Annotated in this window: 17 protein-coding genes; 2 read left to right on the forward strand and 15 right to left on the reverse strand. The window is 59.7% G+C overall.

What is annotated here, in order from left to right; genetic code table 11:
- Positions 1 to 34 precede the first annotated feature (34 nt).
- Positions 35 to 559 carry a DUF4265 domain-containing protein gene (locus ACSSVC_RS22080; protein ID WP_346636448.1) on the forward strand — a complete coding sequence of 175 codons (525 nt, stop codon included), beginning with the start codon at positions 35 to 37 and terminating at the stop codon, positions 557 to 559.
- 141 nt (positions 560 to 700) lie between these two features.
- Positions 701 to 1,450 carry a hypothetical protein gene (locus tag ACSSVC_RS22085; protein ID WP_492611373.1) on the forward strand — a complete coding sequence of 250 codons (750 nt, stop codon included), beginning with the start codon at positions 701 to 703 and terminating at the stop codon, positions 1,448 to 1,450.
- A gap of 74 nt (positions 1,451 to 1,524) precedes the next feature.
- Here ACSSVC_RS22085 and ACSSVC_RS22090 read toward each other — a convergent pair whose 3' ends face one another.
- The 15 genes from ACSSVC_RS22090 to ACSSVC_RS22160 all read right to left on the reverse strand — a co-directional run bounded on the left by ACSSVC_RS22090 (position 1,525) and on the right by ACSSVC_RS22160 (position 20,888).
- On the reverse strand, positions 1,525 to 1,785 hold the full coding sequence (locus ACSSVC_RS22090; RefSeq protein WP_346636450.1) for a PAAR domain-containing protein: 261 nt from the start codon (positions 1,783 to 1,785) through the stop codon (positions 1,525 to 1,527).
- 18 nt (positions 1,786 to 1,803) lie between these two features.
- Positions 1,804 to 3,384 (reverse strand): type VI lipase adapter Tla3 domain-containing protein, encoded by a 1,581-nt coding sequence (locus tag ACSSVC_RS22095; protein ID WP_492611374.1) that lies wholly within the window; start codon positions 3,382 to 3,384, stop codon positions 1,804 to 1,806.
- 55 nt (positions 3,385 to 3,439) lie between these two features.
- A complete protein-coding gene (locus ACSSVC_RS22100) occupies positions 3,440 to 5,026 on the reverse strand; it encodes a type VI lipase adapter Tla3 domain-containing protein (RefSeq protein WP_492611375.1) in 1,587 nt (528 codons plus the stop codon).
- Complete coding sequence (locus ACSSVC_RS22105) at positions 5,026 to 7,191, reverse strand: T6SS effector phospholipase Tle3 domain-containing protein (RefSeq protein WP_492611376.1); 2,166 nt, start codon at positions 7,189 to 7,191, stop codon at positions 5,026 to 5,028. Before ACSSVC_RS22105 ends, ACSSVC_RS22100 begins: the two co-directional genes overlap by 1 nt.
- Entirely contained in the window at positions 7,188 to 7,688 is a 501-nt protein-coding gene (locus ACSSVC_RS22110) for a hypothetical protein (RefSeq protein WP_404937140.1), read from the reverse strand. Before ACSSVC_RS22110 ends, ACSSVC_RS22105 begins: the two co-directional genes overlap by 4 nt.
- A gap of 171 nt (positions 7,689 to 7,859) precedes the next feature.
- Positions 7,860 to 8,354 carry a hypothetical protein gene (locus ACSSVC_RS22115; protein ID WP_053152357.1) on the reverse strand — a complete coding sequence of 165 codons (495 nt, stop codon included), beginning with the start codon at positions 8,352 to 8,354 and terminating at the stop codon, positions 7,860 to 7,862.
- A gap of 3 nt (positions 8,355 to 8,357) precedes the next feature.
- Positions 8,358 to 11,405, reverse strand: coding sequence for a type VI secretion system Vgr family protein (locus ACSSVC_RS22120; protein ID WP_492611377.1), 3,048 nt, complete (start codon positions 11,403 to 11,405; stop codon positions 8,358 to 8,360).
- Positions 11,406 to 11,481: 76 nt separating this feature from the next.
- Entirely contained in the window at positions 11,482 to 12,543 is a 1,062-nt protein-coding gene (locus tag ACSSVC_RS22125) for a serine/threonine-protein kinase (RefSeq protein ID WP_492611378.1), read from the reverse strand.
- Complete coding sequence (locus ACSSVC_RS22130) at positions 12,540 to 13,268, reverse strand: PP2C family protein-serine/threonine phosphatase (protein WP_210671710.1); 729 nt, start codon at positions 13,266 to 13,268, stop codon at positions 12,540 to 12,542. Before ACSSVC_RS22130 ends, ACSSVC_RS22125 begins: the two co-directional genes overlap by 4 nt.
- Complete coding sequence (gene tssM / locus ACSSVC_RS22135; RefSeq protein WP_446439603.1) at positions 13,268 to 16,804, reverse strand: type VI secretion system membrane subunit TssM; 3,537 nt, start codon at positions 16,802 to 16,804, stop codon at positions 13,268 to 13,270. The genes ACSSVC_RS22130 and tssM overlap by 1 nt, the downstream gene beginning before the upstream one ends.
- A 14-nt stretch (positions 16,805 to 16,818) precedes the next feature.
- Positions 16,819 to 17,688: a type IVB secretion system protein IcmH/DotU gene (gene icmH / locus ACSSVC_RS22140; protein ID WP_265577188.1), complete on the reverse strand. Its 870-nt coding sequence runs from the start codon at positions 17,686 to 17,688 to the stop codon at positions 16,819 to 16,821.
- 5 nt (positions 17,689 to 17,693) lie between these two features.
- Entirely contained in the window at positions 17,694 to 19,025 is a 1,332-nt protein-coding gene (gene tssK, locus ACSSVC_RS22145) for a type VI secretion system baseplate subunit TssK (RefSeq protein ID WP_446439604.1), read from the reverse strand.
- Positions 19,022 to 19,528, reverse strand: coding sequence for a type VI secretion system lipoprotein TssJ (tssJ, locus tag ACSSVC_RS22150; RefSeq protein WP_346636249.1), 507 nt, complete (start codon positions 19,526 to 19,528; stop codon positions 19,022 to 19,024). The genes tssK and tssJ overlap by 4 nt, the downstream gene beginning before the upstream one ends.
- 5 nt (positions 19,529 to 19,533) lie before the next feature.
- On the reverse strand, positions 19,534 to 20,730 hold the full coding sequence (gene tagH / locus ACSSVC_RS22155) for a type VI secretion system-associated FHA domain protein TagH (RefSeq protein WP_492611379.1): 1,197 nt from the start codon (positions 20,728 to 20,730) through the stop codon (positions 19,534 to 19,536).
- 17 nt (positions 20,731 to 20,747) lie between these two features.
- A complete protein-coding gene (locus ACSSVC_RS22160; protein ID WP_053152375.1) occupies positions 20,748 to 20,888 on the reverse strand; it encodes a hypothetical protein in 141 nt (46 codons plus the stop codon).
- Positions 20,889 to 20,939 lie beyond the last annotated feature (51 nt).

Consider the following 20,939-nt stretch of genomic DNA (forward strand, 5'->3'; position numbering starts at 1 on the left):
ACCACTGTCGGACCAGTTCGAGCGGGCAAACACCATGGACATCAAGCAACATCACCAGGACGTCTTTCACAAGATCACCTTCATCCTGCAACAGGATGCTGACGGTTATCCGCCCGTCACCGCCGAGTCCCTGTGGGGCATCAAGCAAGGCGAAACCACCTACCTCGTCGACAACACGCCCTATTACATTTATGGACTCAGCAAAGGCGACCTGATTGATACGCGACAGGAAAACAGCGAGCTGATCGCTACCGTCGTTATTCAACAAGGAGGCCACTCCACCCTCAGAGTCTTCGCTGAAAACCCACAAGACAAAGCCAACATCATCAAGAAACTGCGGCAGCTGGGTGCCCACTGCACAGTGACGCGTAGCCTGTCACTCTTCTCGGTTGACATACCGCCAGCGTGCAGCTTCGAAGCTATAGATTCCTACCTGTCCTCGATAGCTGACGATGACCAGATCGCCTATGAAGACGCCTGCCTGCAACATCACGGGATCGACTTCGCCCGACAGTCGGAATGTTCATCCCTGGCATCGTTACGACGCATGACCCATTGATCATTGAACAGCGCCTGGAGACAGCCGGCGTTGCCAACCAGAGTTCTGGACGGCTCTAGCAAAACCCGATGACGCAATGGATCAACTCGATGGCAGAACAGATTGCAACCCAAGGGTTCAGCTCAATAACAGGCAAGCGCCATGGCACTCTATAACTTCCTCGCCGGAGAAGCCGTTACCGGCGCCGACCATGATCTGATTGAGATCAGCTCAAGTTTGCGAGGTGTCTTTGCAAACCTGGAAAGAAACGTCGATCGCTTTGGAAACAGCAGAGGGAAAGTCGTTAAATACTCGGAGAAAAATCTCCATAAAAGCCTTCTGCATCCTGAGAACGGAGGCGTTGAACTCTTCTCACAACCTGTCCTTGCGAAGGATGAATGCGAAGAAGTGTTCAACTGCGAACTGGCCGCCCTATTCTCTCGGGATCGTGGCTTAGCGATCAGCGCCAGCAGCAACATCTTCTCTATTGAAGACCTGCTCACTGCATCATCGGCATGCTGTGGATTTCTGGATCGCTTTGACTACCTGTACGGCTACCGCGAAACACAAGCCTTCGGAACGGGATTTGCCCGCGGCTACCACCTGGTGGATCAAGAGCACCCGTTGCTCTGGCCCGGAAAAAAGCAGATTGGCAATTGGGCAAGCATTGTCAGGACCTCTCGACACCTCGACTTCATTAGAGACGTCTTCGATGTAAACCTGTTCTCCCCATCCAGACTCGAGTCCCTGCCCCGGAAAAAAAGAATGGCGTTATCGACGGCCACTGAACACTTCGGAAAATCCGCACACTTCCATTCCTTCATCAGGTGGGACCTGGACAACCAAGAACAGCCCCGTGCCAGATCCTTTCTAATCGAACACAAGGTCCTTGGCGCCTATGCGGATGATTGAACCTGCCACTGAAAAAAACGGGACTGCCCGCCAACGTGATGGGCTAAGGGGCGATAGCAAATATCGCTACCTGACTAACACTGCGCACCTGCTTTGGGGCCGCTAGCGATCAGGCTGGCACCACACGCGGTTTTCATACCGTCAAGGGCCACCGCAACACCACCGACATCCAACAGCGCACTGCCTTCTGAAATAGGAAACACCCCTTTGCACAACGGGCACACAACCTTGTGCCCAACGCCCGCCATGGGTTTACCGTTCAAGTCGGTTTGGCTGAATGCCTCAATGACAGTACCGCCATGACTGGTACTGTCCCCCAGTCGAATAATGTCCATGTCCACTCCTTTGCGACCTTAAAGGTCATCCATTCCGTTTTTCTTCGGCTGAAGTTCAGCCAGAAACGCTTCCTGCGTGTAGTCCTCTTCCACAACCGACATCCGCGATACCGCAGGAGCAACCGATGCAGGTTTTACCGAGGCGCCGTCGTCATTGCTGGCAGTTTGGGGCATCAGGTTGATGCCAAATTTGTTGCCAACGGGCTTTTGCCCAGGTGTCGGTGAGGTGATGGTGATGAAGGTCGCTTGATCCTTGCGGCGCAGAGGCATGACCACACTGGTGTCGGCATTCTGGTAGCTGGCCATGGTGGCCAGCGCGATGCCCACGAATGGCGACGCCGCCCCGGTATCGCCCAGGCGCTGGGTCAGGTCGTAGCCTTCGCGGGAATCGAGCAGATCCAGGGAGCTGCGGGCAGCAGTCAGAGCAGGAAGCAGCTCGGCCAGTGGCGTGCTGTTCAGGCCGCCGTCGTAGAACACCCGGGCCGGTGTGGGCGTAACGGCATCAGTGGCTTTTTTCCAGCCAGCGGCCAGTTGTGTGGTCAAGGCTTCGCGTTTGAGGCGCTCGCCGTTGTCCGGACGCTGCAAGGAAACACTGACCGGACGATGGATCCTGGCCAGCACCGGCAAGGCGTCCCATTGTTCAAAGGCGCGCTCGGTCCAGGGTTGCGGGATGAACTCCGAAGGTTGGAATTCGACAGCAGGTTTACGCCAGCCCCAACCTGTGAATTCGGGATCGATCTTGTTCTTGTTGACCTTGGTGAAGGGGGCGTAATAGCGCAGCCATTCGACACGTTCGGGACGGCCGATGACCAGGGCGACCATTGAATCGGTGAGTTCACCTGTCTTACGTGGCCCTGGTCCACCAATCAATGGGGCTTTTTTGGCAGAAAGCGCATAGGACATGCTGAAGCCTTCATTGGTGTAGACCAATACAGCAGGAAGGTCAGGGTTACGCTCGAACAGTTGGAACAGGTTTTCCAGCAAGGTTTCAGGAGTGTCATTACAGATGATGCCGTCCTGCAGGTTGCGAATGCGATGCCAATGAAGTCCTGCAGGAGTTCGCATGTCATTAACCATGACAGATAAGCTGTTCCGGGTTCTTTCAGGTGTAAAACGAAGGTTCGGAGTTTTAGGATTCCAACCTGAAACCACAGTAATAGTGGGAATCGGCCACTTCTCTAAAAAAGCCCTTAATCCCAGCTCAAGTGCATCCGCTTCCCGCTTTTCATAGGCCATATCCTTATCATCGGCGGTTATTGGATACTTTTTCGGGTCCATAGGCAGAATGCTACCTACATGTAGTGCTTCCTCTTGTTTTAAGTTTTTTTCCTGTAACTCGTTCCAAATCTGTCCCTGCCTGAACACATCCAGACTCACACCGATGCTGAGCACATCCAGTGTTTCCAATCGCGGCGAAGTAGTGGGTGCACGGTAACGAGGTTCAACAGTCATGGTGGAAGCCTTCCTGTCTGAGGTGTAGGCCGTCACGGGCGTGGCCGAACTGGCAAAGCAACGACCAGAAGTCAGGGGCAGTTCGGCGGCTTGAACACCCTGACTGAGTAACGACAAGCAGCCAATCAGCAACAGTATGCGGTGCATCGAAACAGCCCTCTCCCTTTGACCCGGGTCTTCAGCGCAGCTTGATCAGCAAGCGCTAGAGATCATCCATCCAATTGTCCTTGGGCCTCAGCTCAGCCAGAAACTCTTCCAGCGCATAGTCCTCTTCCACAACCGACATCCGCGATGCCGCAGGAGCAACCGATGCAGGCTTTACCGAGGCGCCGTCGTCATTGCTGGCGGTTTGGGGCATCAGGTTGACGCCGAATCTGTTGTCGAGAGGTTTTTTACCGGGTGTCGGTGAGGTGATGGTGATGATGGTTGCCTGGTCCTTGCGACGCAGGGGCATCACCACACTGGTGTCGGCGTTCTGGTAACTGGCCATGGTGGCCAAGGCAATGCCCACGAAAGGTGAGGCAGCGCCGGTATCGCCCAGCCGTTGAGTCAGGTCGTAGCTTTCACGGGAGTCCAGCAGATCCAGGGTGCTATGGGCAATGGTGAGCGCAGGCATCAGTTCGGCCAGTGGCACGCTGTTCAAACCGCCATCGTAGAACAACCGGGCCGGTGCTGGGGCAATCCCGTCGATGGCTTTTTTCCAGCCTGCGGCTAGTTGTGCACTCAGGGCTTCGCGCTTGAGGCGTTCGCCGGTGTCCGGGCGCTGCAGGGAAACGGTGACCGGGCGATGGATCTGGGCCAGCACCGGTAAAGCGTCCCATTGCTCAAGAGCACGTTCGGTCCAGGGCTGAGGGATGAACTCTGAAGGTTGGAACTCCACGGCAGGTTTACGCCAACCCCAGCCGGTGAACTCGGGATCGATCCTGTTCTTGTTGACCTTGGTGAAGGGTGCGTAGTAACGCAGCCATTCGACGCGCTCGGGACGGCCGATGACCAGGGCGACCATTGAGTCGGTGAGTTCATCGGGTTTACGTGGCCCAGGCCCACCAATCAATGGAGCCTTTCTGGCGGAAAGCGCATATGACATGTTGAATCCTTCATTGGCGTAAACCAGTACTGCAGGAAGATCAGGATAAAGCTCGAAGAGTTGAAATATATTTTCGACTAAACCTTCGGGCGAGTCATTGCAGATAACACCGTCCTGAAGATTACGAATTCGGTGCCAATGCAAGCCTGCAGGTATCCGCATGTTATTGACCATTACAGACAAACTGCGCCTAGTTCTTTCAGGCGCATAACGCAGATTCGGTGTTTCAGCGCTCCAGCCGCGAACCACCGTGATAGTAGGAATCGGCCACTTTTCCAAAAAAACCTTCAGTCCCAACTCCAATGCATCAGCTTTTCGTTTGGCATAAGCCATGTCTTTGTCATCGGCAATTACCGGATATTTTTTCGGATCCATGGGCAAGATACTACCGACGTGTAAAGCCTCGAGCTGTTTAGCATTTTGCTCTTGCAAAGCCTGCCAGGCCTGTCCTTGCCGAAATACATCCAGGCTCATGCCAATGCTGAGCACATCCAGAGTTTCCAAACGAGGCGAAGCAGTGGGTGCACGGTAGCGAGTTTCAACGGTCATGGTGGAAGCCTTCTTGGCCGAGGAATAGGCAGTCACGGGCGTGGCCGAACTGGCAAAGCAGCGAATAGACGTCAATGAGGATTCGGCGGCCTGAATCAGTTGGCTGGTCAGGAGCAAGCCGGAGAGGGCCCCATACGCAAGCATGCGGCGCATCAGACGGGCCCTCCAGGACGGACGGAATGGCCCGCTTTGCGTTCCGCCAGAGACTGGGTGAATACCAGGGAAGGCATTTGGTCCCTCACGGCATCAGGAAGCTCACCAGTTGCTCGATACGTGGCTGTCGAGTTAATCAGGTCAAAATCCCTAGGCTCCTCTTGACGATAAAGTGCCTCCACTGCTTCGTCTGGCTGGTCTTGTTCTACCTCAATGTCTTTATTGGCAGACTCATCAATAATTTCCCAATCCAACCGCCAATCCGCCACCCGACACAAATACGCATAAAACGTCACATCATCCACGCTCTCACCCGCCCCTATCGCCACGTCATACGCCAGCACTCGCCGGCTATGTTCAGGGTTGTTTGGAATGGCCGAGTGAAAAGACAGCGCTTCCTCGTGCTCCTTGTTCTTGCCTCCACTTTGCAGGCGCAGACGTGCCTCGTAGGGTGTCTCTGAACGCGTCACCAGCACCTTGCCGCTGTCTGTCGCTCGGGCGGCAAACACATGGGTGGTTTCAGATATTTCCTTGCCTTCGTTGAGGGCCTTTTGAACGCTGCCAATATCACGCCCGTGCTTGAAGGCGACGGTTTCGTCGATCGACTCCAGCCGGGTGTGCTTGGCGCTTTCGGGAGACCAGGCCTTGTTGCTTACTGCGATAGCTGCATCGATAGGCGCCAGTTTGTCCTTGACCTGATAGACGCCACTGTTTGAGTCCGCCCCCGGCATGACCACCGTGCCATCGGCGTCAAAGTTGGTTGCAACGGGCACCGGCAACAACGGCGCGGTCAGCATCACCGACTTCCCTTGCTCAAGGGAGGCGCGGGCCACGGACATCCGCTGCTTGTACGGCAGACCGGCGTCTTCCCAGGTGTCCTCCCCCTTGAGCAGCAATGGGTAGACATAGGGCGGCGTGTGCAAACCGATCAGTTCCTTTTCACCGCCGCGCTTGCGCAGGGTAAAGATTCGTTGGTGAAAGCTCATCGGCAAAGTCCGGCGCAGTGGCTTGCCATACAGGTGCTCGTCAACGCCCTGCCAGCCGATCCCCTGGACGTTGGCCAGGCCAACGGTCTGGTCCTGTGGGGTGAAGTACAGGTAGACGCTGCCTCGGTTGTCGCGCTCGTTGAAGGCAATGCGCTTGGCGTCAATCGTGGTTTCACAGGCGCTGCCACTGCTCCAGCCAGGCCCGCCAATAGCGCCATAACCCTGGCAGTTCTTGAGGGCGATACTCGACAAGGCCGGGTACGGATTGGGCGCTGCGGTCATGAACTTCAGGATGGCATCAAGGGTCGCCAGGCGGGCCTCGGCCGTCTGCTGCGCGCCAAAGCCCTGAAGCTTCTCCATGTTGGGTTCGCGCAGGCTATAGGGCGAGTTGATCATCACCACGCCGTCGGCCGGCCGCACCTTGTCTTCATTGAGAAAGGCATGGGCCAATAGGGTGATGAGCGTGCCTTGGCTGTGGCCCACCACATTCACGGTGTCGTTGGGGTAGCGCTTGCGGATGATCTTGATCAGCATCGCCAGACGCATCGCTGCCAGCACCATGTAGCGACGTCCAGGTGCGGAGAACAATGGGTGAGTCAGCTCTCCGGCAAGCAGATTCAGGGAAATGAAGCCAAACAGCTTGCCGTTGAAGCCCTTGCCCCACATGTCCGGCAGGTTGGTGGTGGCATTGACGAAATGCCCCCCCTCCAGGGTGCCGGCCTTGTCCAGGCGGTTTCTGTTGCGATCCATCCACTCGCCATGGGGCGCATCCTTGATGATGTGCTGCTCTTCCTCGCGAAAGCCCCAATAGAACGGAATGACCACGCTGCGGCTGTCGGCGCCGTTGGCCGAGGCGCCGAACTTGCGCCGGTAGTACACCGCGTCGGGGTTGCTGGCCTTGCCATCATCGTCCTCGGGCAAGCTGTAGCCGGCCGGGCGCAGCAAGCCTGGATTGCTCACGCCATTGGGCAGGGTCGGCGACATGTCCAGGCGTTCGTTGAGCCCCTCGCACAGGCCGCGCTCGATGCGCTCGTAGCAGCCGGCAAGGTCGTTGACGCCATGCACCACGATGGTCACGCAGGGCTTGGGCGGTGGCGCGATCAGGTGCACATCGCCACCGCCTGGCAGGGTGATCGCTTCACCGGTGCAAATGGTCCTCATTCGAACGGCGTCATTCATCGTGCGTGTCCTCCTTGATGTTGCGCTGCGATCCTTCGAGCCCGACAATCTGCGCGGGTCAGGACGCGCAAGGCGTCAGATTTTTCTTCCAGGCAAAACTCGGTAACGGTGTTGTCGACCGTCTGCTGGTGCAGTCGGCTCCGCTCGTTGAAATGAATGAACAGGTTGTAACTGCCTCCTGGTTGTAAAGCCTCATGTCTGAGAACCCTTACGGTTGCTCCCGGGTAGTTGCCAAACAAGGTGAGATCCGGCTGCTGCCAACCAGCGGGGAGCGCAATGTCCCATATCGTTTCATCGCAACGCTGAGCACCAAGGCGGCAGACAAGCACATGCGTAATTTCTAGATTGTTGGTTTCAGCCAACAGGGGACGCAGATCAACGACAGGCTGGTTATCCCTGATCAAGACCGGGGTCGCTGGCGGCATTCTGGAAACGGCCTGGACAGAGGTTGCGATCAGGGCGATCAACAGGAATAAAGGCGATATATCAGACTTCATGACTTGGTACCCTGACGCAGTTTTTTCAATGTGAATTCGATTTTTGCCAAGGACTCAGTTGCCCCTTTGGCCGACGTCGGCAGCCCTCATCTGCAGCTCATCTTTGATCGTGCTTATCCTCATTGAGGCATGAACAGCAAGCATCCAGATTACGGGCTACACCCCATCGATTCAGGGCAGTGATTGCCGCTCTTCGGCATTTCTTCGAGCCAGGCAAAGCGCCGATTCCTGGACTTTTACCCCCTCCCCTTCGTCTATCAGACAAAACTCCAAAAAGGTGCTGGAAACTGTTTGTTTATGCCAACGACCGCGCTCCTTGAAATGAATATTGAGGTTGTAACTACCCCCCGGCTGCAGCGCTTTGCGGTTCTGCGTTCTGACCAAAGCACCGGGGTAGTCGCCCAACAATTCTATTTGCGGCTGAATCCAGCCGTCGGGAAGGTCAATATCCCAGAGCGTTTCGTAACACCTGCTGGCGGTCCGACGGCAGAGAAACACATGGGTGATCTCCAGGTTGTTGGTGTCCGCCAACAGAGGTCGAAGGTCCGCTATTGGACGACCGGAATTGATCGTCACTGGCGTTTCCGGAGGACGTTTGGACACGGCCCATGTTGGCCATGGCATCAGCAAAACCCCACAGAACACAGCAAACATCAGGCCTTTCATCGTTCAATACCCCGCCGGGAAGTTGCCCAATACAGGCTTGAGCTTTGTCAGTACCTGAGTGTTTCCAGATTCCAGGCCTTGGTAGTAATCACGCACAATGTCTCCTTGCTGCTCGATGTTGTAGTCCTTGAGCGTCTTCCCAGGCTCCACCTGATACTGGTACTGGTCTCCTATCAGGAACTGCTTTGCCTGCTGATAGGCGCCCACCAACAGCACATTGACGCCGTGCTGGTGTTGCCATACGTGGGTCATTTCGTGAATGAACAAGCCCCGCTCATCGGCCGGCAGCAGGCTCCAGTCGGCCACACCTCGCAAGTCCTCCCCAAAGTAGATGTGCCCGTTGGGGGCCATTACGTAGTTCTTGCCCTGCCACGGCACATAGTCCTCATCACGCAAGCGCACCTTGTCGTAATCGATAGAGTCGCCAAACACACGTTTCGCCAGAGTGATCTCTCCCTCCGTCAGGGCCCGCCCTTTTTCACTATCCGGTTCGGAGAAGGCCTTGGCCACGAGAGCTGCCGCTCCCACTGCTGCAGCGGCCGCAATCAATGGCGTGCTCGAACGCTGCATGCTCACCTTGGCGATACTCATGGCATCTTTCTGCAACAGCTGCGTCGCGCCTTGTGCATCGGTCACGCCTTCGACGATTTCACCATTGGCCAGGGTGATCTTGTAGGGCACGTTGGGCATGGCTGACTGACCATCGATCTGCTTGAGCATGAAGCGCCGCTGGGTATCGCCCACGTTGAAGTTCGGCAACTGCGCCGCAAGACTGGCCCCGCCGACGAGGCTGTGTTTAGCCGCCTTGACCGTGAAATTGCCCGGCATGCCCAGCTCGATATTGCCGCCCTTGAGCGTCAGGTAAGCCCCGCCGCACATCAGGGTGATGTGCTCCTTGGCAGACACCAGGACGTGCTGCTTGCTTGCACTGACTTCCACGCTCTGATCCGCTTCCAGGCGAATGCTGTTCTGTTGCGCCTGCAGCAACATCAGCCCCTGGTGGCTGATGTGGCGCATCTCGCCGCTCTGGGCGAACAGGCCAAGGTCGGTGCCGGCATTGACTACAAACTTCTGCCCCGAGGTGAGCTGCTGATTCTGCTGGGCGACGCTGTCGATATGCTCGCCCGCCGCCAGGGTGACGCTCTGGGGAGACACCGCGGCGATGCCCGCCTGGCCACTCAGGGCAATGGCCGGGTTGCCGCCGTTGCTCTGCTGCGACTCGTCGTTGGCGCCATGCCCCAGGTCGCGCACCGCCTCGCTGAGGGTTTGCTGTGGCTCGGTGTCATGCCCGATGCCTTGATGGTCTTGCGCATAGTCGCCCAGCCCCTTGGCCAGTTGCAGCGCGGCTTCCAGCACCTGGATGGCCGCGCCACGCTGCAACTGCCCGGCATTGGCCTGCAGTTGCGCTTCGGTGCTGAGCAGCAGCCCCCTGGCCGCGCGCAGGGCGCCGCGCTCGTCGGTGCGCAGTTCAAAACCCTCGCCACGCGGTGCGCCACCTTCGGGACGGGGATGGGTCAGGTACCCCAGGTGCAAGGCGCTGCTGCCGTGGTCGCTCATCAAGGCCGCACTGATCTGCTGGGTGGTGTCATCGATGCGCAGTTCGTTGGCCCGGCTGCCCTTGTGCTCCTTGCTCTTGATGGTGCTGAGGATCTTGTGATCCGGCAGGCGGTAGGGCGGCATATGGCTGGCCCGGTAGGTGCGTCCGGTGATGATCGGCTGGTCACAGTCGCCATCCAGGTAGTCGACTATGACTTCCTGGCCAATACGCGGGATCGCCATATGGCCCCAGTCCGCTCCGGCCCAGTTCTGTGAAACCCGGACCCAGCAGGAACTGAACCCGTTGTGCTTGCCTTCGCGGTCCCAGGGGAACTGAATTTTTACCCGGCCATATTCATCGGTGTGGATTTCCTCGCCTTCCGGGCCCACCACCGTTGCAATCTGCGGCCCGTCAATGACCGGCTTGGGCAGTGGCATCGGCCGCCATTCGCAGTCCTCGGCAATGATCTGGGCGCGGAAGTCGTAACTCACCCCCATCTCGGCGCCAGCGGCCTCTTCTTGCTGGCTGGCGTGCTGTATCCCTGTGTGGGTGATGCGCACCGAGCGCCACCAGCGGTTGAAGTCGCCCCGGGGGTGCCCGGTCAGTTGGAAGGAAAACCCTGGAATCAGCCGCGGATCATCCCCTTCCACCGTCGCCACCCGGGCATCGCGACGATGGCCCAGCAGGCGGTTTTGGGTGAAGGGTTGGCCGACGGCGCTGCTCTTGTAGCGGCCCGGATAATCGTAGCGCTCATAGCGCTGGGCCTGATGCTCAAGGTTATCGCCGAGCAGTCGCTGCTGCTGGTCGAAGGCCGGGCGCTTGAAGCTGTAGTCACGCTGCGTCTGCTCGGCGCTACGCACGTTTTCCGTGTAGCTGAACGCGTACAGCACCGGTTGCGGGGCATCCCCGGCCGGCTGAGTGCTGTACAGCACCGCAGCCCCCTGGATGCGCTCCTGGACGTACAACTTGTCACCCTGGACCAGGGTGTGGGCGTTGGCATCGTGTTTGAAAAAATAGAACAGGCCTTCCTCGGTGGACAGGCGGTCAAACAGGTAGAGGTCGGTGTCTCCGGCCTGGACGCAGTATTCACGGGGCGCATGCTGGGTATGGATATAAGGTTGGTAATCAAGGACGCCGTGCTCGTCCAGCACCGACTTGAGGACCTCGGGCACCGTTTTCTGCTGAAAAATGCGCCAGTCGGAACTCAGGGCCAGCCGGGCCAGTTGCGGCTCCACCAGCAGACGGTAACGGGTGCGGCGAAAACCGCTTTTACCCTGGGTGAAGCTGCTGACCAAGCCATGGACATGCCGCACCTGAAGGCCGCCTTGCCAGATCGTCAGCAAGGCCGGCTGGTCGAGGATCTGGCCGAAGTCGATAGCACCGTTGTCGCTGGCCAGCTCGAGCGTCAGGCGAAAAGGCTCGGACAAGGCTTCTTCCAGGGTGAACTCGACCACCTCGAACGCCACCTGCGCGGTCAGCACGGAAAACGTGAACTTCAAATCCTTTTGACGCATGACACACATCTCCACTTAGAGAACCATTGGCCTTCCGAGCCCGACGAAAAAGACCGGAACCCTCCCCGCTCACGGACTATCTTCTGCAGCGCGACATCCAGCGCGACATCCAGGACGGTTGCGTACCCATCGCCTCACGCAGGGCCTGAAGGCCGCCGCGGCGTTCCTCCACATTGAAGGCCAGCGCCGATCGCAGGGCGGGCCAGCAATGCCCGGGAAGATGCTTTGGCGCCTGCAGCGTGCGCTCCAGTCGCTCATCACGCGCCCGGGTCGACGGCAAGCCGCGGAAGGGATGCTTGCCACAGGCCAGTTCAAAGATCACGCAAGCGACGGCGTACAGATCGGCAGCGGCCGACAGAACACCGCCCTCCAGCAATTCCGGGGCAGCGTAGCCCAGCGTCCAGGCATTGAAGCGACTGCGGCTCAAGTGAGGCAGGCCGGGCAAGACACCTGCTGCGGCCTGACCCAGGCCGAAGTCGAACAGGCGCACGCCCTCTTCGCCGAGCATCACGTTGCTCGGCTTCAGATCCCCATGCAGCACGCCGCGTCCGTGGCTGTAGGCCAGGGCATCGAGCAGCGGCACGACTACCTCCTGCAAGGCTGTCCACGGCAGGCCCGTCGGGTGCTCGCAGAGCAGCTTGTCCAGCGTCAGCCCGCGCATCAGCTCCATGGTGATGAACGCACACTGGCATTGGGCATCCACTTCAAAGCTGTGCAAACGCACGATGTTCGGGTGGCGCAATCGTCGCGTCAGAGCGAACTCGCTATAAAGCACCAGGCCCGCATCCGGCGACTCGGAAAACTCCTCGCTCAACACCTTGAGTGCGATGTAGGGATCGGGGTCGCCAAACTGTTCGTGCAGCAGGTCACGCGCGCGATAAACCGTGCCCATGCCTCCAGCACCGAGCAGCCGCTCAAGACGATAGCGACCCGCCAGCAATACCGGCAGCGTGCCTAGCGGCGCCGACTCCGCAGGTTTGGCTTTGCGACGCTTTCTGCCCCGGTGTCGACCCTTGCCTCTGGGGCGCGCCACGGCAGGCGCAGCGGGTTGGGGTTTGACGAAGGCAAAGTAGGTCTGGTTGCCGGCCTCAGCCTCGCTGGCCAGGATGCGCTGCATATCGGGCTTCATATCCGTCATTGGCGGATCACCACGGCCGTCAGGTTGTCTCTGGCTGCGCCGCGCAATGCCCCTTCAAACAGGCGCTCCAGGGCAACCCGGGGCGACGCCAGGCTCAGGGCCCGGCCCAAGGCATCCCCGGTCAGCCCTTGATAAAGACCATCGCTGCACAGCAGGAAAACATCGCCCGCATAGACCTCGAACTCCAGCACATCCAGGGCCAACCGCTCGCTGGCGCCCACCGCGCGAGTCAGGGCATTGGCATCGGGATGGGCACTGGCCTGCTCCGGACTCATCCGTTGTTCGTCCACCAACTGCTGCATCAGCGAGTGATCCTTGGACAGTTGATACAGGCACTGCCCACGCCATAGATAACAGCGGCTGTCACCGGCCCAGATACAGGCCGCGCGGTTGCCTTGCAGCAGCAGCGCCACCACGGTACTGCCAACAATGCTGTCATGCCGCCCCGCACTGACCGTCAACTCCTGGCCAAGGCGCCGGTTGAGCCAGTGCAGGCATTGGCGCAACTCATTGAGCCGTCCATCGAAACTGTCATGCAGCGACAGCTCCGCCAGACTGGCGACAATCAGCTGGCTGGCAACATCACCGCACTGGTGGCCGCCCATGCCATCGGCGACCACCCAGAGCCCCTGCTCCGGGCAATCGAGAAAGGCATCCTCATTGCGCCGCCGCACCTTACCCGGATCGGTGCGCGCGGCGCTGCGCCAAGTACTGGCAACCGACATCAGAGCTGCGCCGGCATACGGAAGGACCGCAGCACGCCCATGTCGAACGGATTCGGCGTGCGCTGGCTCAGCAGCAGATAGTTGGCACGCAAGCCACCCAGCTCGGCCTTGAGCACCAGCACATCGCGACCGGTCAGGTACTCGGTCTGCATCAGGTCCAGCAGGCGGAACAACGACCAGGGCCCGGTGTTCTTCTCGATACCGATCGGCCGGCCGACCATCTTGTCCAAGACCAGGCTGGCACGGCCCTCATCAGCATCGCTAGGCCACTTGAAGGACATCGGCACAATGGGGCCGTGCCGGTATTCCAGTTGCCGGTTGCCAAAACGGAACTCGGCGCGACTCACGGCCGGATCGAGGGTGTAGGGCTCTAGCCTGAACTGCACCTGGGGCTCGGCCGGGTTCTCTGCGAAGAATCCCTGGCGAATCACTTGCGCGGCGACCATCTGCTCAAGGTAGGCCTTGTTGATTGGCAGGCTTTGGCCGTCGATGTTGCGCAGGCGGTAGCTACCCGGATCACCACTGACGAAGGGTCGTATGTAGGTGTCGAAGAAGCGGTCGGCGATGCCCTGAGCCTTGAAGAACTCGCGAAAATCGTTGACGGCCACATCGCTGGTGCTGTGAGCGTTGAACGGATAGCGCTTGCTGATCGCCTTACCGTAGAAGCTGTACAGCTCGCTCTGGTATCGCTGGTTGAGGTACTGGTACGAATCGTTGAGCACCAGGCGCCAGGCGTCCTCGGCCAGCGTGTTGAACCACAGGCTCACCGGACGCGGCAGGCGCACCGAGGCATTGCGCAGGCTGCTCAGGGCATCGCGCTGGCCGCTCATGCGCGCCTTGGCCATTTCAAACGCGGCCTGATCAGGCTGGCTGGACCGCGCCAGGCTGGACAACTGCAGCTGCAGGTCGTTGAGTGCCAGCAACGCCGGGGTCAGGTCCGCCGCCGGGCCGTTGTTGTCATCCAGCAACCGGTGCAGGGGTTCGAAGCGACGTTGCAGCGCCTTCTTTGCCGTATCCGGCAGGCTCTTGGCGAGGGCCTGCCGGGCCTTCCCCGCTGCGGCGACCAGTCCCTTGCCCGGCACATCCGGCTGTACATCCCCCTGCTCCGCCTTGCCTGCCTGCACCGCCACCTCGTCGGCAGCCTCGACCATGCTCTGGAAGCGGGTGTTCTCCCGTATCTCCACCAGCAATTGCAAGAGCGGCGAGTTGGCCGCGGTCAGACCGGCCAGTTGTTCGGCCCCATCACCGGCTTCGTGGAACGGCGGCAGGCTGACCCGGCCCAGGGCTTCACTCCAGTGGTTGGCATAGTCGCGAAAGTACAGTTGCTCCAGCTCGACCATCAGCCGACGCAGATCCATGCCACTGATTCCCGAGCCTTCGCCCAGCACCCAGTTGTCACGCAGGATATCGGTGACCAGCGCTGTGCCCTGGATCGAAAAATACTGCTGATAACCCTGCTGGGTATAAAAACCGGGGATCACATAGTCAGTGCCGACAAACAGACTGCCTTGTGGCCCCAGGTGCTGGCTCAGACGGTATTGCGGCAAGCTGCGAGCCTGTTCGCGCAACACTCGGTAGACCACATTGGCCAACGACTCACTGCGCAACACCTGGCGGGCCTGGCTCACCAGTGCGTCGTTGAGCGGATAACTGAACGGCAATTCAAGCAGGCGTTCGAAGTGCCCATTCAGACCGTTCTGCAAGGCGCTGTTGCCGGCGTAGCGGCTCGACCATTCTCGCGCCACCCAGTCCTTGAGCAAGGAGGGATCACGACGGTCCTGCAGGTTCAGCATCAGATAGGCGCGCAAGCTGTTGAGCAGGCGTTCGCGATCGCGCATGTTGGCGCGAACCTGCCCTTCGAGCATCTGCGCAACCCTGGGCAGCAGTTGCTCCTGCAACTCACGCTCATAGGCACGCACGAGCACCGGACGGCTGGCCTCGCCTTGATACAGTCCGACACGCTCATGCAGCGGCACCTCACCCTGAGGCGCAAAGACCTGGGTGGCCGCAAAGCGGGTGTCGAGGGGTTTGAGCAGGGCCTGCGCGTCATCCCGCGCACTCAGGGCCGCGCGTTGCTCACTCCAGGTCTGTGCCAGTGAACGCAGTTGCTCCAGGCGCCCGTGGTTGGCCGAAAAGCTCCCCGCCCACAGCATGCCAAACACCGCCAAGGCCGCCAGGGCGCCCACGTACAGGGCACGCTGGCCCCAGTGAATGCGTCGGCGCTCCCGCTGGTCGAGGCCGGCCAGGTCGGCCTCGGGAAAAATCACCCGGCTCAACAGGTGGTGAATAAAGCGCGAGCGACCGCTGCGCAGGGTCGGCAGGACGGCGGCCGACATGCCCAGGGTTGCACCGATACTGGCCGTGTCTTGATCGAGCTCTTCAACCAGGTGCGGCGCACTGGTCAGGTAGAAGCCCCGCAGTTGACTGGGGCGCTGATAGCGGTTGCCGGTGAATGCCATGTCGACGAACAGGCACAGGCGCTCACCGATCTGTCCCAGTTGGTGCGGGAAGTCGAGAATGCGCCCGCGACGCTGGGTGTCTCGCTCCTGGTGCATGCGCATGATCACCTGGCTGTTCAAGCGCCGCAGCAACTCCTCGAACTCCTGGCGAAGTACCGCCACATCGGTGCCGCTTTGTTCCTTGCTAAAACTGGCGCCGAGTACCTGATCGCTTTCCTCGCGGCTCATCTGGTCAAAGAACTCGTCGAACCCCGACAGTTGGTCGGCCTTGCTGAGCACCAGATAGACCGGAACATCGACGTGCAACTTCTGATGAATATCCTGCAGGCGCACGCGAACCTGATGCGCCAGGGTGTCCAGCTCCTGCTCGTCGACGCTCAGCAGTGCCTCCACCGGAACGGTCACCAGCACGCCATTGAGCGGGCGGCCGCGACGACGCTTGCGCAACAGACCCAGCAAGGTGTTCCAGGCACTGGCGTCGACGTCGGCAGCGCCTTGGCTCAGGTAGCGGCCGGCCGTGTCGATCAGTACGCCATGTTCGGCGAAGTACCAGTCGCAGTGACGTGTGCCGCTGGTGTCGCGGGTCAGCTTGCGGCCCATTTTGTTGAGTGGAAATTCAAGGCCCGAAAAGTCCAGCAGGCTGGTCTTGCCGCTGCCTTGTGGACCGAGCAACAGGTACCAGGGCAGATCACTGCGCCAACGCTCGCTGCGACCGCGGTACAGGCTTGAGGTCTTGAGGGTGCGCAGCGCCTCCTTGAAGCGCTCAAAGAGCTCTTTGTGCTCCTGGTCGATCAACTCGTCACGCTGCATGCGCTCTTGTCCGGCCTCGCTGTCCTCGACGGCTTTCTTGCGAACGCCGGAGCGCCAACTGACAAAGACCATCGTCAGGCCCCACATCAGAAACAGCGCGCTAATGGTTAGCAGGCGCGAGGTTGCGCTGGCCCAGAACTTATAGTCGTTGACCGCCAGTAGCGGCCCGACGAACCACACCAGCAATGCCACACTCAGCACCAACAGCAACGTCCAGACCCAGGTCTGGCGCAGGAAGGCGCCGGTTTTCTTGAAGAAGTTATTCATCACACGTCCCTGTCTTACTGCTGGGGCTGGACCACCACCGGGTCAAGCGGCTGATACGTCTGCAACAGACTTTCGCGCTGCTGGCCAAGCACCCAGGCGAATCCTGAGTACATCACCAGCAGACACACCACGGTGAACAGCGCGACCATCCACCCCGGTACGATGCGTACCAGGCTGCGACGCTGATCGCGGAGCCCTTCCCAATGTGGCGACAGTTCACGAGGCACATCGCCACGCAGCTGGCGGATCTGCCGGTACAACGCGTCGCGGATACCCTCGAGTTCGAGCACGCCGCGGGGAATGACCCGGTACTTGCCCTCGAAACCCAACGCCAGGCACAGGTACATCAGTTCCAGCATCGGCAAATGCTTGACCGGGTTCTTCGACAGTCGATCCAGCAGTTGGAAGAACTTTTCGCCACCGAAGGTTTCGTTGTGAAAGCTGCTGAGCAGACTCATTTGCGACCATTCACTTTCATTGCCCCAGGAGGTGCTCACCACCGCTTCGTCGACCACCGTACACAGCACATAACGTGCGGCCATCACCTGGCTGCTCTGCGCACCGTCCTGCTGGGCCCGCGCGTCGAACTGCTTGAGGCCGGCACTCAGACGCGTATTGAGCGCACGCAAGTCTTCGGCAGACTTGCTGTGCTTGAGGCGAACCACTTCCGACAGCAACTCGGACGCCGCCGCCACAAGCGGGTTGAGGCTGACACTGAAGGATTGCGCAGGGCCCAGGCGCGCGGCATAGATCATCCGTTCCTCAAGTTGCTCGAAACGCGGTGGTTCGGCGAAGTCGGTCAGCGGGTTGCGTGCCGGACCATGCCCATGACGGTCAAGCAAAACGGTTTTATCGTCCTGAGGGTGTTCCAGATCCTTGATCATGTCGGTCAGTTCCTGATGGCCCAGAATTTCAGTTCAAGCTCGGCGAACTCACCGGAGACATGGAAGGCGAAACCTCCCGAACGTTCCAGTTGCGCCAAGTCCTCGGGACTGAGGTCGAGGATGAAATAGGTCTTGTTGGAGTGGAATGCGATCTGTCGCGGAGCCACCGGCAAGGGCCGGACCTTGATCCCCGGCAGGTGCAGGTTGACCAGTTGCCGAATGCTTTCCACCGGCCCGACCTTGAGGTGCGCCGGCAAGCGATGACGCAATTCTTCGGAGTCGCAGTTGGCACTGGCCGCGAGCACGAACGAGGCCGACTCCAGCAGCTTGTGGTCATGCAGCGGCGACACCAGCACGCCGTATTGGCGGGCTTGCAGCACCAGCTCGATGGCATGCTGCTCGAGCACCATCGACAGCACCTGGCGAATGGCGTCCATCAATTTGCGAAAGCTCGCCCCCTGGTCGCTGTGCTGATAGCGGCTGTCCAGCCGTGGGCGTTTGCTGTCACTGGCGAAAGTCGCCAGTTCCCCGAGCATCACCAGCAGCGAACGATAGAGCTCCTCCGGATGGACATGCTCAAGATCCAGGTAATGCCGCAACAGCAGTTCGGTACGGTTGATCAACTGCAGCATCATGAAGTCGCCCACCTCGGCGCCACCAACCTTGCCGTTGGAGCGAATCCGCTCGGCGATGGTGTCCCCCCGATGGCTGAGCATGCTGATGATTTCTTTCAGGCACGAGAGCAGATAGGCGCTGGCATGGGTGTGCAGGAAGGTCGGCACAAAATCCGGATCGAGGCTGATCACGCCATCGGAGGTGGCATCCATCACTTCGCAGATTTTCAACTTCACATAGGCTTGCTCGCTCTGCTGCTCGCCCAGTAGCAGACGGAAGTCCGGACGGGCACAACTGAGCTGGCTGCTGGAATCATCACCGGCGTTGGAATCGGCGATTTGTGCCTCGTAGGTGGTGTAGCGCGCCAGCACGTCGGACTGCTCCGGGCGCCGTGACTCGATGTGGTTGCCCGTGACCAGCGGCAAGGCCAGGTAAACCGGGGTACTCGCCGTATTGGGCGGCACATCCAGGGCCAGCGGCTCGGTATCGTCCCCCAGCTCGAACAGGCTGCCATCCGGCAAGATACCGGAGGCTCGGCTGATCACCAGCTTGCCCATGTTGAGAAACTGCAGATCGATCTCCAGCGCCAGAAATCCCCAACTGTAACTACTCAGCAACTGGGTACGGGTTTTCATCTGGTAATCGTAGTAACGATCGTTGTGCTGGAAATGTTGAGGCCGCAGCAACATGCCTTCCTGCCAAATGATTTTATGCACGTTCATGAGTTGTCATCCGCGTGGGTGAGCACATCGTTGCTGTTGCGGATGCCGGACTGGTCGAGGATCAGGCCGACCTCGGTCACCTCCTGCGGGGTGAGCTGCACCACATAGCGCCACTGGCTTTCCGGCAAATCGCGATAGGCCGCAAGCACGCCGACGAAACGGCTCCCGTCTTCGACGCGCAACTTGACATCGAGGCTTTCGCCCGGTCGCAACTCCAGCTCTTCACTGGCCACAAGATCCGGCGCCAGGGATTCCCTGGCACGCTCGTAGAGACTGAAAAAATCGGCGTTCTCGAATGCGACCGGATGCTTGAGCTCCATCAATCGCACCACGATCGGCGACGGGCGCCCATTGAGGTCGGGGTTGAGCCGATCGCTGGCGCTCAGCTTCAGGTTCAACTTGGTCAGGGTCGAATACGGCGACATCGATGCGCAGCCAGTCAACAGCGCCAGGGCCATGAGCACCGTCAGGGCCTTGAGTAATGGGTGGGTACGGCGAGACATGCAGGTCATCCTTGATCATCGAGGTGGAGGGTGGAGATCAGGCGGATCTGTTCTTCATAGGCCTGAGCGAAATCCCGCGCCAACAGGCGCTCGTTCCAGTCATCGTCCTGGCACAGCGCCTGGTGATAGCGGCGATACGCTCGCCAACGGCTACCGGAAGTCACCAGCAACGGTTGCTGGCCATCGCGCTCGAAACGCAGGGTCAGCTGTTGCGGCGAAAAGTGTTCGAGGGTGCTACGCACTGCGGCGCGGCTGGCGCTGAGCAACGCCACCTGATGCGCCTGCAGGTCGCGAAAGGCACGGGAGATCGCCTGCTCGGCGGACAGTTGCCCTGGCTTGTGATCCAGCAGCAGGATGCCCAGCACCGCTTCGCAATCCACGGCGAACTTGAGCGGGTTCTGACTGTTGCCCTGGGCCGTGGTGAGGGCCAGGCGCAACTCGTTTTTCAGTTCGCTGCGGGTGCGCAGGCTCTGCTGCAAGCCGCCAATGCTTTGCTTGAACAGGCCCGCGACATTGACCGCCAAGGCTTCACGCTGATCGTTATCGAGCGCCTGCAGATCCACCCCCAGGACCGCACCGAAACTCGCCCAGAAAGCGTCACTCTGACACGCCGGCGCCATGGGCTCGGGGAGCGCCAGCGGCTCGGGGGGCGCCACCAGTTCCGGCACCAACAAGCACTCCCTATCGATGCGGGCATAATCGGCTCGCTGCCCAGGTTCCTGGTGCGGCACCTCGAGCGCGCTCAGCTCGTCAAGCTCTGCCCCACTGTGCTCCTGCTGGTCCAATGCAGTAAGCGGGTCAAGATCAAAGAATGCGTTATCCGGAATGATGCTGCCGGCCGCCTGTGGACGACCGGCTTCAACGGCGAAGGCTTCCGGGGCTTGCACCAGGCGCGCACGGATCTCGAAATCCCCCAGCACGTAGACACTGCCCTGCTCGATACGCTGGGCTTCGCCCTTGCGCAGACGCGCGCCACTGCCACGGTCCTGGATACCGTTGCTGCTGGTATCGGTGAGGAAAAACTGGCCATCACGATAACTGACCAGCGCATGATGGTTGGACAGATGACGGTTGCTATCCGGAATCTTCCACTCGCAATCCTCTCCCCGGCCGATGACACCACCGGCCCGCCTGAAGGTTTTGCTGCTCAAGTCCGCCGGCACGAATTGCTTGGCATTCAGCATTTCAAAAACCAGTTCCATGGTGATGCTCCTTGCGCTCACTTGCCGCGATTGACCGCCTGCGGATCACCCAGCGGGCGATAGGTGTCGTCGTTGAATTTGTAATTGCCGCTGCAGGCGCCGAGGCCAACCAGAACAAAAAGGCTCAAAAGCACGGCTTGCCAGTGACGAACAGACATCAGAAGGTCTCCATAGGTAGACAGTGCACAAAACGCCTTCCCTTGCAGGCA

The organism is Pseudomonas sp. E1BtOHC1 (assembly GCF_058744285.1).

What these genes read in the sequence shown, in the direction of transcription:
- ACSSVC_RS22085 (WP_492611373.1), top strand. Translation starts at nt 701, where the DNA reads ATGGCACTCTATAACTTCCTCGCCGGAGAAGCCGTTACCGGCGCCGAC.
- icmH (WP_265577188.1), bottom strand. Translation starts at nt 17,688, where the DNA reads ATGATCAAGGATCTGGAACACCCTCAGGACGATAAAACCGTTTTGCTT.
- tssK (WP_446439604.1), bottom strand. Translation starts at nt 19,025, where the DNA reads ATGAACGTGCATAAAATCATTTGGCAGGAAGGCATGTTGCTGCGGCCT.
- ACSSVC_RS22100 (WP_492611375.1), bottom strand. Translation starts at nt 5,026, where the DNA reads ATGCGCCGCATGCTTGCGTATGGGGCCCTCTCCGGCTTGCTCCTGACC.
- ACSSVC_RS22130 (WP_210671710.1), bottom strand. Translation starts at nt 13,268, where the DNA reads ATGTCGGTTGCCAGTACTTGGCGCAGCGCCGCGCGCACCGATCCGGGT.
- ACSSVC_RS22125 (WP_492611378.1), bottom strand. Translation starts at nt 12,543, where the DNA reads ATGACGGATATGAAGCCCGATATGCAGCGCATCCTGGCCAGCGAGGCT.
- ACSSVC_RS22115 (WP_053152357.1), bottom strand. Translation starts at nt 8,354, where the DNA reads ATGAAAGGCCTGATGTTTGCTGTGTTCTGTGGGGTTTTGCTGATGCCA.
- tssJ (WP_346636249.1), bottom strand. Translation starts at nt 19,528, where the DNA reads ATGTCTCGCCGTACCCACCCATTACTCAAGGCCCTGACGGTGCTCATG.
- ACSSVC_RS22095 (WP_492611374.1), bottom strand. Translation starts at nt 3,384, where the DNA reads ATGCACCGCATACTGTTGCTGATTGGCTGCTTGTCGTTACTCAGTCAG.
- ACSSVC_RS22160 (WP_053152375.1), bottom strand. Translation starts at nt 20,888, where the DNA reads ATGTCTGTTCGTCACTGGCAAGCCGTGCTTTTGAGCCTTTTTGTTCTG.
- tssM (WP_446439603.1), bottom strand. Translation starts at nt 16,804, where the DNA reads ATGAATAACTTCTTCAAGAAAACCGGCGCCTTCCTGCGCCAGACCTGG.
- ACSSVC_RS22080 (WP_346636448.1), top strand. Translation starts at nt 35, where the DNA reads ATGGACATCAAGCAACATCACCAGGACGTCTTTCACAAGATCACCTTC.
- ACSSVC_RS22120 (WP_492611377.1), bottom strand. Translation starts at nt 11,405, where the DNA reads ATGCGTCAAAAGGATTTGAAGTTCACGTTTTCCGTGCTGACCGCGCAG.
- ACSSVC_RS22105 (WP_492611376.1), bottom strand. Translation starts at nt 7,191, where the DNA reads ATGAATGACGCCGTTCGAATGAGGACCATTTGCACCGGTGAAGCGATC.
- ACSSVC_RS22090 (WP_346636450.1), bottom strand. Translation starts at nt 1,785, where the DNA reads ATGGACATTATTCGACTGGGGGACAGTACCAGTCATGGCGGTACTGTC.
- ACSSVC_RS22110 (WP_404937140.1), bottom strand. Translation starts at nt 7,688, where the DNA reads ATGAAGTCTGATATATCGCCTTTATTCCTGTTGATCGCCCTGATCGCA.
- tagH (WP_492611379.1), bottom strand. Translation starts at nt 20,730, where the DNA reads ATGGAACTGGTTTTTGAAATGCTGAATGCCAAGCAATTCGTGCCGGCG.